Genomic DNA, 13,695 nt, shown 5'->3' on the forward strand with positions numbered 1-13,695 from the left:
CCTGCGGGAATGATGTCGGGTGAACTGCGGGGTGAGGGTGGGGGAGTGGTGGTTACGTTCGGCACGTGGAACGGATCTACGTAGGTGAGCGGGCGGTCTCTCCGGCAACGGGCGTGAACCGGTGGGTCGTGGTCGATTCCCGGACTTACGGTCTGCAGACCGAGGCGGTGGCCTATCTTGCTTCGCTGCGGGCCCGGGACTGCTCGCCGAACACCGAGCGGGTCTACGCCGGCAGAGTCGCCCTGTACCTGAACTACTGCCTGATGCGGCGACTGGACTGGGTGACGCCAGGCTTTCTCGGGCTTGCCGGGCTGCAGCAGTGGCTCATCGATGCGCCTTTGCCGTCCCGCAGCAGTGAGGCCCGGCCGGGGCCAGCCCGGTTCCGTTCCCGGGCGACGGCGAACGCGGTGATGACAGCGGTGGCGGAGTTCCTCCGCTTCGGTGCTACGCACGGCTGGGTGCCGGCCTCCACGACCGCCCTGCTGTCGGAGCCGAAGCTGCTGCGTTTCACTCCACCCGGCTACGACACGGGCGAGTTCGGCCAGCGGCGCGAGGTGGAGGCGGCCTCGTTCCGGTTCAGGATCGCTGAGCCGGGCTATGAGGACCTCAGCGACGAGCAGATCCGCCACATGATCGCCATCGCCTTGAGAGCGCGGGACCGCTTCCTGATCGCGCTGCTGGCATGTACTGGTCTGCGGATCGGCGAAGCGCTCGGTCTGCACCGCGGCGATATGCACCTGCTGGCCTCCTCGCGCGCGGTGGGCTGCGGGATCGAGGGCCCGCACGTGCATGTCCTCCGCCGCACCGACAACCCCAACCGGGCCCTGGCGAAGTCCCGCTTCTCCCGCATGGTGCCGGTCACCGCCGACCTGGTCGCGCTGTACACGGACTACCAGTTCGAGCGGGACCGGGTGGACCAGGCCGCGGAGTCGGAGATGGTCTTCGTGAACCTGTTCCGCCCGCCGCTGGGCGGTGCCATGTCGTACCCGAACACCAAAGAGATGTTCGACCGCCTGGCCCGTACCGCGGGGCATGCGTGCCGCCCGCACATGCTGCGTCACTCGGCAGCGACGCGATGGCTGCGCGACGGAGTCGACCGGGATGTCGTGCAGCGGCTGCTGGGCCACGCCTCACCGCTGTCGATGGAGCGCTACCGCCATGTCGACGACGCCGAAGCACGCGCCGCCGTCGAGCACGTCGACTCCCTCAAGGAACGCCCGTGAGCCTCCCCACCGTGACCGCACTGGTACCCGCACCACGCGCCGCCGCCCCGCCGGACTCCCACGCGTCAGGATGGGAGTCGTGGCTGACGGCCCGCATGGACCCCGTCTGGCGGCCTACTGAGTGGCGGACGGACTGCTGGCTATTCACCGGCAGCGTCCATGAGCCGCGGAGCTCGGTGTCGCTGTGTCGTACGAACGTATGCGACACCGTGGTCTCCCCGGCAGGGATCTTCTGCCCCTTCTGCAAGGAACAACAGAAGACGTCGCCCCAGCCGGCCGAGGAGTTCGCCCGCACCTTCGTGCCCGAACGCAACCGGGTGCCCTTCGGCGGGGTACCGGACCAGTGCGGCTTCAGTAAGGACGGGCAGCGCTGTGTCCGCCCACGCCACTGCAGGCAGTTGTGCCTCACGCACTACACCCAGTGGAAGACCCACGCCCGCCGGAAGCACCCCGGCCGGTGGGAAGACACCACAGCCCCCTACACCGATACCCCCGCATGCCCGGCGCCCGCCTGCCCGCTGCCGGCCCTCTACGGCCGGGGCCTGTGCCGCCACCATGCGAAGCGCTTCCGCGAACACCGCCGCTCCCACCCCGACGCCCCGGTAGCCCCATGGGCGGCGCAGCAGCCTCCGTACCTTGCCCCGCACCAGTTCAGCCTTCTCCCTCTGCCCGAGCAGCTGCGCCTTGAGGTCCTCTACGGCCTGCAGCAGGCAGAACCCTGGCTGCGGATCTTCGAGCCTTCTCAGGTCCGCCGCATGGTCCGCGGCCTTGCCGGCACCGCCACACTCGTCAGTGCCGTCACCGACGAGCAGATGTGCCCGCGTTCCGACGTCGCCGTCCTCAGGCTCCTCACCCGCGTCCGCACCGCGGTCCAGGCCGCCCATGCCGAATACACAGGAACAGCGCCGGCCAAGGACGACATCCTGGACCTGCGCGCGCTGGGCCAGCGGTCCCGCACACCGGCAGGCATCAGAACCCCCAAGACCGTCGACCTGCGCACCATCAAGCAACGCTGGCTGCGCGACCTGCTGCGGACCTGGACGATCCAGCAGCGCCCCGGAGCGGACGAGTTCGGCCGCACGCTGCGCGGGGTGGAGCTCGCTTCCCGGGTCCTCGCGCCCCGCCCGGGCACCGACGACCCCGCACGGCTGCGCTACGACGACGTCACCGCTGTGGTCGAGGCGTTCCGCACCGCGCTCAAACTGAACGGCGAACCCGCCGGCTGGAACTACCGGATGTCCATCGCGAGCCACTTCTTCGCCCTGATCGACTACAGCCGGCGCTCCGGTACCACCGAAAACCTCTCAGCCGCCTTCGTCCGCGACCCCGCCACCCACCGGATTGCACAAGAGGAAACCAACGAGGACGAGATCGGCAAAGCCATCCCCGAGCCGGTGATCCGCCAGCTCGACGCCCACCTCGACCTCCTCGGACAGGGCAAGGCCCGAGGCCAGCGCACCCTCGCCCCCGCAGACCTGCAACTGATGTACCGCACCCTGTACATCCTGCTCAGGGACACCGGGCGACGACCCCTGGAAGTCCTCTCCCTGCCCCTGGACTGCCTTGAGACCCGTAACGACCAGATCTCCCTGATCTGGAACAACCACAAGACCCGCCGTCACCGCCGGCGCCTGCCCATCACCACATCCACCGCCGACGCCATCCGTACCTGGAGAGCTCGCCGCGACCAACTGCAGCCCACCCTCCCGCCAGCCGGTACAGCCTTCCTCTTCCCCGCCCTGACCCACCTCGCCACCCGCCCCTACCTGCACACCAGCTACCTCGGAGAGACCCTGCGCCACTGGGTCGACTCCATCCCCCACCTCCACAGCGAAGGCGCCGACCCGCACGGTAACCCACTGCCCTTCGACCGGGCCCTCATCTACGCCTACGCCTTCCGCCACTCCTACGCACAACGCCACGCAGACGCCGGAACCCCCCTCGACGTCCTGCGCGAACTGATGGACCACAAGTCCGTCAGCACCACCCAGCGCTACTACACCGTCTCCCTCAAACGAAAACGCGACGCCGTCACCAAACTCTCCGCACACGTCGTCGACAACCACGGCCGACCCAGCCCCTGCTCCGAATCCGCATACGAACTGCGCTCGGTCGCCGTCCCCTACGGCGGCTGCACCGAACCCAGCAACGTCAAAGCCGGCGGCAGCTCCTGCCCCATCCGCTTCCAATGCGCGGGCTGCGGCTACTACCGCCCCGACCCCTCCTACCTCACAGCGATCGAACAGCACATCAACGAACTGCGCGCCGACCGCGAAACCGCCCAGGCCATGGACGCCGCCGAATTCGTCACCACCGCCCTCACCGCCCAGATCAGCGCCTTCGAGCAGGTCACCGACCGCATGCGCCGCCAACTCGCCTCCCTCCCCGACGCCGAACGCCAGGAGATCGAGGAAGCCAGCGCCATCCTGCGCAAAGCCCGCGCAGGCACCCACACCCTCCTGCCCCTCACCGTGATCACGAGGACGGATACGGTATGAACCCCCGCGGCAACGCGCACACCCTCGTCCAGGCTCGCCGCCGCGACAGCCTCGACAAACGCCAGCGCGCCCTCACCGCCCTCACCACTCTGGAACAACAGGGCAAAAAGATCACTCACGCCGCGGTCGCCCGCACCGCCGGCGTCTCCACCTGGCTCACCTACACCGAAGGCATCCGCGAACACATCGAAGCCGCCCAGCAGCGCCAGCAGCCCAAGGCCCCCCGACCCGCAGACACTCGAACCCCCAATGCGACGCTGCGCACGGAACTCGAGCTGGCCAGGCAGGAGGTCCGAGACCTCCGCGAAGAGAAGGAGCGGATGCGGCAAGCCCTCCGGCACCAGCTCGGACAACAGCTCGACGCCCTCGGCACCAAGGACCTGACCGAACGCGTCGACCACCTCGCCCGAGACAACCAGCGACTCCAGGACGCGCTCCGCCAGGCAACCGAAGACAATCACGCGCTCCACAGCCAGGTGACGAGCCTCGAGGCAGACCTGGGCGCGGCACGCACCAGCCTCCGGCGCATGATCCGAGAAGAGAACAGAAGTCCTTGAAAGACCGGGTACCTCGCGCCATGGACGGTCCGCCCTGTGGGATTGCAGTGGCACTCCATGGGGCGCCCCAGTCGATGCTCACAACAGTGTGCACGTTCGAATACCTGCAGCCTGTTTCGAGGAAGGGCGAGCGAGGAGGGCGGGCCCCGATCGATTCGAGGGCCCGCTCGTATCCGATCCGGCCAGTCAGACCTTCAGGATCAGTGCTTCCACCTGTTCGAGCGTTGTCACGCTGGCCTGAGCCGCGGCTCGGGCCTTCGTCAGCTTCTCCATCCACTCGATCCGCTGTTCGGCCGGGAGCGGGTCCTCCCCGAGCTGGACTCGCAGGCGGTGAGCCTCCTCGAAATCCGTCATCAGGGTGTAGGCGGCGTCCACCGCCTTCTGGTAGCTCCCCTCGACGAGTTCGACCCGTGCGGGCAGCTCCCGGCGCAGGGCGGCCAGGCGGTCGCGCGGGTCGGCAGCCGCCTCGCCGTGCGCGGTGGTCGGGGCACCGGCGTCCGCCGTGTTCCCGGCGGCCGCGGAGGCGTTGATGGAGGTTACGGATGTGGTCGGCGCTGGGGCACCGAGGTCCACGGGGAACAGCTCGTCGAACCACGCCTTGTCGGCGACGTAATGGGTGGGCCGGCCCTCGGTGTCCGGAACGACCACCATCCCCTCGGTGATCGCCGTCCGGTCCGCCTCGGCCCAGTGCTGCTCGCCATAGCAGATCAGGGTCGTACCGTCGTCCGCCTTAGGAGGCCGGGGCGCGTCCGGGTGCTCCAGAACGGCCTTTGCGAACGCGAGCAGCAGGGCCCGGCTGACGCCCGGCGCGCCCCTCGTGTAGGCCAGTGTCAGAGCGGCGAGAGCGCTCTTGGGGGTGCGGCGCACACCCTTGCGGCCGGTGCCCGCCTCGCTGCCCTGCCCCGCGGTGATGAACGGCTGCGGAGCGTGGATCAGGGCCGGTGCCATCCGCTGAACCAGGGCGGACCAGGCGGCTGCGTCACCGGCCTCCGCTCCGAGGAGCAGCTCTGTGAGCGGCCTCGGATCCTGTCCGGCACCATCCTTGGTCTCCGCGGTGCCGAAGAGACCGAGGGCGGAGAGGATGTTGCCCCGGTGTACGAACAACTGCGCGACGGCGGCGGACCACAGGCGCGTACGCGCCTCGGCCGTCTTTGCCCGGATCTGGCTCCACGCCGGCTCCTGCAGCGTCCCTCGGGCCAGAACCGCCCGGTGTCGCGGACGGTGCGCCCGTTCGTCTTCTGCGGAGTCTCGGGCGGGATACCGGGAAACACCAGCGCGGTGATGGCACGCACCGCGACGTCGCGCAGCACGGCCGGGGAGATGTCGGCGCCCGCGGGCACGAGCGGCTCCAGCGGATCGAGCGGCCCGTTGACCGTCAGCGCGTCGCGTACCCCCGTCAGATCGAGGAGGTCCGCGGCGCGCGCGTCGGGGAACGCATCGGCGAGCGAGTCCGCGAGGATCGACTCCCTGGCGTAGGCGTCGACGAGCGTTGCGAACAGGGCGACCAGCCGCGCGTCCTCGTCGTAGGGCTGAATGCCGCGCAGGTGATCGTCGACGTTCAAGGCCCGCAGGACATGCTCCAGGGCGTCGGGCTTGGTGCAGCCGATCACGATCTCCGCGGATACCGTGGCGATCTTCGCCGCCCTGAGCGACGGGTCGGTCGCCTCGGTTTCCGGCTTCGCACCATCCCTGTTGAGCCGGGCGGAGAGTCGGTTCAGGACCTCCCGCTGACTCAGCAGCAGCGGCTCGGGGCCGTCCTTCTTGTCCTTCGGCATGGGCACGAGGGACTGGGGCATCCCGGTGACCAGGTGCTCCGGCCGCACCCGGAAGACACTGAGACGGGCCAGCGCACGGTTGTTCCCGGTCACGGCGACCATCCGCCACAGCTTCGACACCGTGCCGTCGGCGTGGGCGATCTGCCACTGCTGCAGGACATTCATGCCCTTGGAGAGCTGGCCTCCGGCCACGAGGGACTCAGCCAGGTCGTACCCGCGGGTCTTCCCGGCGCGCTCCAGGTTGTCGGCGGCGTACCGCTGCATGTGGACTGCCACTGCGTAGGGCTGCTCGGCGAGGGTGAGCGCCGCCATCGGATGCCCGTCCTCCTGGGCGGCGCGGACCACCGGGCGCGGCCGCCGGTGGCCAAGAGCGGAAAGGAGCGCATGCCGTTTGGATTCGAGCTCGTGCACGCGGCGGATAGCGTCCTGATGCTTCTGCGTAGCGGCCGCCAGCGCCTGCGGCGCGTACGTGTCGTCCCCCGGCGCCCGGCGCAGCGCCTCTCGCTCTTTCTCGGCGGACTTCGCGCTCTTCGTGGCGTCCTGGAGCGCCAGCTCGGCGGCGACGAGGTCCTTGACGCGCCGGCTGGCCTTCGGGGCGGGCGACGACCAGTAGACGGCGGTGCGGTCGTTGAGATCCCACGGGACCACCGCGGCCCCGTGTACGTCGCAGGTCAACAGGAGCACCTGCTCGTCGCCGGCCTTCGCGGGCCTGCAGACGGTGGGCTTGAGAACCCTCCTGCCGCGCTGGGTGGCAATCAGGGCTTTGATCTCGGTGTCTGGCAGCGCGGCGGCCAGTCCCTCGAGGATCGCCTCCCGCGGCGGCGGCACGACACCGTGATCCGCGCAGGTGTTCTCGATTGCGTCCGCGAGGCGATCACCCCAAGCGGTGGTGCCGATCTGCGGGTAGATGTCGTCGGACCGATTTACGGCCATGGTGTCGTCCTTCCACCCGGGGCGTCCCGGGCGAGCACAGAAACTCCCGACCGTCGGGAGCGTGTCACGCGCCCGAGTGCAGAAGCCTCGTGCCAGCGAGGAGTCGGGCCGACACCATGAGGGTGTGCGGCGGTCCTCGCTCCGTACGGTCCACCGGCCAGCGTCCGAAGAACGATCAGCCCCAACAGCGCCTCAGTGGCGCCTGGACCGCTCGCAGCTTGCTCCTGCTCCGCCGGAGGCGGCATGAGGCGAACGCCGGTGATGAGCCACCGACGTGCACCACGGAATCTGCCACCGTCCGTGAAGCAACCGCCATACAGAGCAGGCTGAGTTCACCGGATCAGGTGAACTAACATCTCAATCGCACCGTCAGGCAAGCGAGTTGAGGTATTGGCGCGGCGACGCGTGCCCGGGGTAACTGGTTCTGGTTCGGGGCGGCGCGGCGGGCTCTACGGTGCACCGGTGAGGCCTCCCGACGCACCGACGCCTCTCTCTTCCGCTGAGACATCGGCGAAGGGGAAGGAGTCCGCTCCCACGGCCGGCAAGATACGGGCCGATGCGCTGCGGATGCTGAGGGGCGTGCGGATAGCCGCCGCCCGGCAGATGGCTCAGGCGATCATGGCGGAGGATGCGGACGGTCGGTCGTAAGTGCGCAGGGCGATAAACAAGCTGGCGGAGACGTACGGCAAGGCCGGACGGCACTCGATCCGGAACCTGCCCCCGGCGGAACAGAAGGCCCTGGCCGACGGCAACGAGCTACCTCCCCGACCAAAGGCAGGCGCCGGAGTGAAAGAGGTGAAGGCCGGGCTCGGTCCGCACGGTGTCGCGGTGACGGACACGATCCTCGCCTTCGGCGGCCGGGACCACCTGACCGACTGGCAGGTGGAGGTCAACCACGCCATCAAGGAGACCGGCCGCAGCTTCAACGCCGACGCCGTTCTCGCCGTGCCGACCAAGACCAGCGAGGTGCGCCTCTTCGAGCTCCCAGGCCCACCTCGCCAAGGAGGTCTGGTACTACGAGCGTTACGCCGGGCACCGCGTCCAGGAAGGAGCCCGCGGCACAATCGGCAGCACGCTCCCGTTCTGGCAAAACTACACGCGCTCCCAAACCTCCCTGCGGCTGCATGTCGTTCTGGCGGGCAAGGCGGAGCACCTGCTCGACAACCGCCTCCAGGCGCTCGCCGCCGACGTGAAGAGCATCGCCGTCGCGGTGTGGGTGAACACCCTGCCCCGGCTCCAGCGGAGCGAGCCCTGGTACGAGATCGGCGTCGACGACCCAGGCCGCCGCCAGCGCTACCCCGAGCCCGCCGGCCGCTGACATCCGAGCTGGGCAAGCCCTTCCACGCGGCGGGTTTGCCCGGGGCCGACGACCCGGTACGCCATGGCGACGGCCACGACGTCCGACGCCGCGCAGACCGGCTCACCGGCTTCGTCCTGCGCGAAGCGGAAGATCGGCTGTCCGCGACGCTGGAGGGCACCGTGCGCTGCGTCCGCCGCGCCCGTCTCGTACCGCTGACAACTACGCGAAGAACATCAAACGCCGCTACGTCTTCGAGATTCTCTACGGCATTCACGACCCCGAATCCACCGGACTTCGGGAACGGCTTCGCGAAGTCTCCACGGAGCTCAAGGCCCTCACCGCAGACTCCGTCACCCTGGAACGACTCCTGGCCGAGACAGCCTTCGGCTCACAAGCCCAGCTGGAGGTGCAGCGCACGGCAACCGAGGCCAAGCTCCGCGCGGCACGCACCGCGGACCAGCATCTGACGAGTGAGCTCACCGACCCTTCCACCGTGACCCTGCGCTCTCGGATCGCTGACGCTGAAGCCGAACTCGCACGCGTCGACATGGCTACCGCCGCGGAATCCGCAGCGGTAGCCAACCTGCGCGAGCTGCACGACCAGCTCATCGCCCAAAGCCGTCGCCTTACCCGCGCCCTCGTCGCGGAGCGGCTCCTCAACGACTTCGAGTTCCACACCTGCCCCCGATGCGGATCCGGCGTACCAGAACGCGGGGACGAGGACACCTGCCGCCTGTGCCTGCAGACCCCTCCGCAGACCGCGGCACCGTCATCCCTCGCCAGTGAGCAGGACCGGGTCATCGAGCAGGTTTCGGAAACCAAGCAGCTCATCGAACGCAGCACGAAAAGGATCGAAGAACTCCAAGCCGCACGCGCAGGCCACGCCCGACTCCGCAACGACCTCGGAGCACAGCTGGACCAAGCCACGTCAGCCTTCGTCAGCGATCAGACCGACCGTATCCGCGCCACAGCCGCCGAACAGGCCCGGCTTGAAGAACGCCTGGTCAGCCTGGAACAAGCTCTATCGCTATACGAGCGCTCCCAGAAGCAAGCACGCCGCATTGCCGAACTAGAGCAGGAACAGGAATCTCTCAACGCGAGCATCGACGCTTCACGGCACAGCAACCCTGCCGTCCAGGAACGGTTGCGGCAACTCGACGAAGCCTTCGAGACGATTCTCCGTGCCTTCGACACCCCCCGGTTCGAAGAACCGTCAGGCACATCCCATCGTCGACGGCCGACCCTTCGCAGACCTCGGGTCTCAAGGAGTGGAAGTCCTCGTCAACGTGGCGCACGTCCTCGCACACCAACTCGTCGCTCTCGGCGGCAACAGCATTCCGCTACCGAACATCCTGGTCATCGACGGCATCAGTAACAACGTCGGCCACGAAGGCGTCGACCTCGAACGGCTACACCACCCTGCTCACCGCTGCCCGCGAGCACATCGACGACCTGCAGATCATCGTGGCGGACAACGATCCCCCACCCATCTCCGGAGTTCACCGCGCGCTTGAACTGTCGGACACCGATCGCCTCGTCCCAGGAGTGACCGCCACCCACGAGGCCCCGGACGCAGAGACTGATCAGGATGGCGACAGCAGCTGAGACACCAGTCATGCTTACAGCACGAAGTCCCGGGGCTCGTGCTCCCGGGACTTCGTGCTCTTCGCTGTCCGGCTGGTTCAGCGACGGGCCGGTGGCGGTATCATGCCCATTCGATGCCGAGCTGCCGCAGTGCGGCGAGCTGCTCCAGGTCGAGTTTGTCTCGCCTCGCGCGGGTGTTGGAGACCCATACGCCCAGCTTCACGAGCACCGGCTCCGCCTCGTCATCGACCGCGATCTCCTCACTGTGCCCGCGCGGGACCGGCCGGTCTACGCCTTCCCGTTCCACCCATTGCGTGAGGGCCGCGAGGCCGCGCTGGAATGCCTGCTGCGCCTTGCCCGATCCCTTCGTCGACCGCGCAGCCGCTGGGGCGGGAGACGGTGCTTCAGTGGGCTGCACGCCCAGCGACGTTGTCAGTCGTTCCTGCTGTTCGGCGGAGAGTTGTTTCCAGGTGCCGGGCTGTTTCTGCCGCGTGAGCCATCGTCCGATGTCGTCGCCCTCGAAGAGCACGCCGGGCTGGATGTCGGGCAGGTGGCCGTCGGCGTCGACGAGGTCGGCGAGGACGCGGTAGTGGCGTTGCCAGTCGAGCGGCCAGGGGCAGTTCCAGTCCGGGTCGATCGTCGTCAGCTGCGCGGCACGCACCGCTGCTCGTTCCGGGTCCTTGCCCAGACCGTTCTTCTGCCCCTTCCGCCGGAGGTTCGCCAGGTGCTGCCCGATGGGCACCATTGCCTGGCCCTCGCCCCAGACGGCGTCTTGCCGGGGTGCGAGGTGTCCGGTGGCTCGCCGGTAGGACCGGAACGCGGCGAGTTTGTTCTCCCACGCCTCTTCGCCCGGCTCCCAGACCATGCCGGCCTCCGGGGCGTCCAGCAGGGTCTTGCGCCGCTCCTCCAGCTCACCCGCCCGCAGCGCTTTCCTCTGCTGGTGGACCCAGCGGCCGAGGGGGTAGTCCTTCGTGACGCCGACGGTGGTTTCGGTGTCGTACGGCACTGCGTGCAGGCCGGTGATCTCGTTTTCGGCGCGCCAGCGGATCAGGGCCTGGTAGCCCTCCAGCCAGACCAGGGACTCGGGCCGGATGACACGGCAGCGGGTCAGGGCGGCGATGTCGGCGGCGTCGCGGGGGGAGGCGAAGTTGACCACGACCGAGGTGACGCGGTCGACCTCCCGCTGCGCCTCGGCACTCGCCTCTTGGTCGTCCCCGTTCTCCGACCCGGTCGCGGCGGCGGGGCGGACGTGGGTGCGTCGGCGTTCCTCACTGCGGGTCAGGGCGCGGGAGGCGAGCTGGTCGACCATGCGTTCCGAGTGCGAGCGCAGGGCTTGGAGGATGTCGACCAGGGGCTGGTAGCTGGCCGAGGCGATCATGTCCTTGGGGTCCTCGCCGGGCTGGAGGAAGACGGGGATGATGATCCGTGCGGTCTTGGTCGTGCCGTCTGGGTTGGGGCGCAGGGCGCGTCCGATGTTCTGGACGACGTCGACCTGGGAGCTGCGCGAGCCTACGATGCACACGGCCTCGACCCCGCGCAGTCCGGTGATGTCCACCCCGACACCGAGTGCCCGCACCGAGGACAGGAACGCCCGGTGCACCCGCCGGTTCTGGGCGTCGATGCCATTGGCGAACCGGTGGATCACCGCACGCCGGTGCGCGATGGGATGGTCCCCGCACAGCCAGTCCGCCCACACCCGGTCGGCAGGCATGTGACGGCCCTCCTCCAGCTCGTACAGCTCGGCGTCGATCGACGACACGGGCAGCTCGCCCGCACCTGCCAGCGCCGCCGTAGAGGCCTCGGCGGTGTACAGCTCGGCGGCCGTGCGCGGCATCTGCTCGGCGAACGCGGCCGCCTCCTCCACCCGCTGGTGGAACACCATGGTGGTGTGCAGATTCATCTGCGCCGCATGCTCCAGCAGCGCCGCCTGGAGCAGGGCCATGCGCCGGCCACGCAGCGCGTCCTCCGACAGGCCCAGGATCGGGTCCGGGTCGCGGATCTCCAGCACGTCGATCTCGAACCCTGAGAGGATCGACCGCTCCACCGCCTCCGCCAGCCCAAGGTCGAAAATCCGGGTGCCGTAGGTGCTGGAGTCATCCTCCATCGACGCGATTACCACCTCCCGCCCGTCCCGGCCCCGCTGCGGCCGGGGCGCGGCGAGGATCCGCGGAGTCGCGGTCAGATAGAGCCGGAAGTCGACGGGAATCCGGCTGTTGTCGTGGATCGCCGCCCACGGCCGCCCCATGTCCCCCGCGGTCATGTGCCCCTCGTCCAGAATGGCCAGGTCGAACGGAGCCATCCGCTGCCCGTACAGCCGCTCCCCGCCCGCCAGAGCCGATTCCAACGGCCCAGGCACAGTCCGGCGACCAGTGACATCGGCGGGGTCCTCGCGGTCCACGAGAGAGGCGTACGTGGCGAACACGACCACCGGCCCGGTCCCGGCCCACAGGGCGAGCTGGATCGGGTTGGTGGTGGTGCGCACCCCGAGCTGCTCCAGCACCTCGTCCTTGTCCACCGAGCAGACCGCCACCATCGGCGCCCGGTGCCCCACCCGCCGCCAGGACTGAGCACTCTGCACGACCAGGTCCAGCGTGGGCACCATGACGAGGATCCGCCCGTCCGGGAAGAACTCCAGAGCGCACGCAGCGGTGGTAATCGTCTTCCCGGACCCGGTCGCGGACACCCCCATGGCACGCGCCCCCTCCGGAGGCACAAAAGATCTTGCAGGAAATCCGACCCAGTTACGAAAGCTCAACTTCTGGTCGACCTGGTGTTCCTTGAGCGGAACCAAAAGCATTTCTAAGCCCTCCCCGATTCCTATTCCTGTGGTCTTTCAGATGGCCGCGTGCGGAGTGCAGGCCGCGCCCAAGTTTCCAGATCGACGCATCCGCCTTGTGCCAGCCGCCGGGCTTTCCGTCCTTGAAGGGCGGCCTGCCGTCCGGGGCGTAGTGCCCGGCACTGAGGGTGCAGACGACGTAGTCCCCGCGCGGTACTCACGCTGCCTCACGTCCGTGAGATGTACGGCCAGTTCAGCGGCCCCGGCCGACCGACCGCCGCGCCGGGACCAGTCCCGGTCCGCGATGCCCACCAGGGCCTCACTCACGGCCGTCACGCCGTCGTCCCAGCCGTCCGCGAACTGCTCGCCCCGAGAGGCCGGCGCCATGCCGTCCAGCTCGACTACCTCGCTCTGCGCCCCGGCGACCGCTTCGGTCTCCAGCGCTGCCACTAGGCCGTCCGCCTCGCTCGCGGGCACGCCCTGCGCCTCCAGGAGCGCGAACAGCCTCAACCGGGCGTTGACGCCCGCCGCCTGATACTGACTCACCCGGCGCGCAGAATGCTACTCAGCGCGGGATCAGGTCCGGTAGATTCGTGGTGACCGGTCATCTGCGGTCGCTCCTCTCGAAATTCCGGGAAAGTTCCCGGGCGGTTGGGGTGTGTCCCATGTTTCCGCCAACGGTACATACTGCATCAAGCTGATGCAGCTACTACACGAGAACCCGACACGAGCGACCCCTCCCCTCGTAGTCAGCTTGAGCCCGCGTCAGCGGGCTCTTGTCCTGGAGGCGTAGCCGGAGGGACTGTCAGGCGAGGGAGCGCAGCGGACCCGCCCTCCCGGGTTGAAGCGAAGCGGAAGCCCGGGAGCGGGACACAGTCCCGCCGCTCCGGGAGCGCAGCGGACGGAGCGTCAACCCGACTGTGCAGCAGTCGGGTTGAGCGGGAGGCGCAGCCTCCCGCTCCGCTCACGCGGAGCGGGAGCGCAACACCCGTGCGCAGCACGGGTGTTCGCTTGCACATCGCGCAGCGATGTGGTACCCGCTCCGCGGG

At 68.9% G+C, this 13,695-nt stretch carries 9 protein-coding genes; 6 read left to right on the forward strand and 3 right to left on the reverse strand.

The features are described from left to right. Positions 1-65: 65 nt before the first annotated feature. From ACF1B9_RS35730 to ACF1B9_RS35740, 3 genes are read left to right on the forward strand one after another with little or no spacing between them, the layout of a single operon-like run. Entirely contained in the window at positions 66-1,223 is a 1,158-nt protein-coding gene (locus ACF1B9_RS35730; protein ID WP_391746776.1) for a tyrosine-type recombinase/integrase, read from the forward strand. Next, a complete protein-coding gene (locus tag ACF1B9_RS35735; RefSeq protein WP_391746775.1) occupies positions 1,220-3,721 on the forward strand; it encodes a tyrosine-type recombinase/integrase in 2,502 nt (833 codons plus the stop codon). The genes ACF1B9_RS35730 and ACF1B9_RS35735 overlap by 4 nt, the downstream gene beginning before the upstream one ends. Next, positions 3,718-4,278, forward strand: coding sequence for a DUF6262 family protein (locus ACF1B9_RS35740; protein WP_391746774.1), 561 nt, complete (start codon positions 3,718-3,720; stop codon positions 4,276-4,278). Before ACF1B9_RS35735 ends, ACF1B9_RS35740 begins: the two co-directional genes overlap by 4 nt. A 186-nt stretch (positions 4,279-4,464) precedes the next feature. Here ACF1B9_RS35740 and ACF1B9_RS35745 read toward each other — a convergent pair whose 3' ends face one another. Both ACF1B9_RS35745 and ACF1B9_RS35750 read right to left on the reverse strand, forming a co-directional pair. After that, positions 4,465-5,226 (reverse strand): hypothetical protein, encoded by a 762-nt coding sequence (locus ACF1B9_RS35745; protein ID WP_391746773.1) that lies wholly within the window; start codon positions 5,224-5,226, stop codon positions 4,465-4,467. After that, positions 5,211-6,986 carry a hypothetical protein gene (locus tag ACF1B9_RS35750; RefSeq protein WP_391746772.1) on the reverse strand — a complete coding sequence of 592 codons (1,776 nt, stop codon included), beginning with the start codon at positions 6,984-6,986 and terminating at the stop codon, positions 5,211-5,213. Before ACF1B9_RS35750 ends, ACF1B9_RS35745 begins: the two co-directional genes overlap by 16 nt. Positions 6,987-8,175: 1,189 nt before the next feature. Here ACF1B9_RS35750 and ACF1B9_RS35755 point away from each other — a divergent pair. Then, positions 8,176-8,304 carry a hypothetical protein gene (locus tag ACF1B9_RS35755; RefSeq protein ID WP_391746771.1) on the forward strand — a complete coding sequence of 43 codons (129 nt, stop codon included), beginning with the start codon at positions 8,176-8,178 and terminating at the stop codon, positions 8,302-8,304. A 388-nt stretch (positions 8,305-8,692) separates the two neighbouring features. Further along, the gene (locus ACF1B9_RS35760; protein ID WP_391746770.1) at positions 8,693-9,661 is read left to right on the forward strand and encodes a hypothetical protein; all 969 of its coding nucleotides are present in this window, start codon (positions 8,693-8,695) and stop codon (positions 9,659-9,661) included. Positions 9,662-9,991: 330 nt separating this feature from the next. Here ACF1B9_RS35760 and ACF1B9_RS35765 read toward each other — a convergent pair whose 3' ends face one another. Further along, positions 9,992-12,667, reverse strand: a complete 2,676-nt coding sequence (locus tag ACF1B9_RS35765) for a Helicase associated domain protein (RefSeq protein WP_391746769.1) — start codon at positions 12,665-12,667, stop codon at positions 9,992-9,994. Positions 12,668-12,886: 219 nt separating this feature from the next. Here ACF1B9_RS35765 and ACF1B9_RS35770 point away from each other — a divergent pair, with 219 nt between their 5' ends. Next, entirely contained in the window at positions 12,887-13,099 is a 213-nt protein-coding gene (locus tag ACF1B9_RS35770; RefSeq protein ID WP_391746768.1) for a hypothetical protein, read from the forward strand. Positions 13,100-13,695 lie beyond the last annotated feature (596 nt).

The organism is Streptomyces sp. NPDC014727 (assembly GCF_043083485.1).
Taxonomy (GTDB): domain Bacteria; phylum Actinomycetota; class Actinomycetes; order Streptomycetales; family Streptomycetaceae; genus Streptomyces.

Bases quoted from the DNA above. Each gene is read 5' to 3' on its own strand.
- ACF1B9_RS35770 (WP_391746768.1), top strand. From the start codon at position 12,887: ATGTACGGCCAGTTCAGCGGCCCCGGCCGACCGACCGCCGCGCCGGGA.
- ACF1B9_RS35750 (WP_391746772.1), bottom strand. From the start codon at position 6,986: ATGGCCGTAAATCGGTCCGACGACATCTACCCGCAGATCGGCACCACC.
- ACF1B9_RS35745 (WP_391746773.1), bottom strand. From the start codon at position 5,226: ATGGCACCGGCCCTGATCCACGCTCCGCAGCCGTTCATCACCGCGGGG.
- ACF1B9_RS35765 (WP_391746769.1), bottom strand. From the start codon at position 12,667: ATGCTTTTGGTTCCGCTCAAGGAACACCAGGTCGACCAGAAGTTGAGC.
- ACF1B9_RS35740 (WP_391746774.1), top strand. From the start codon at position 3,718: ATGAACCCCCGCGGCAACGCGCACACCCTCGTCCAGGCTCGCCGCCGC.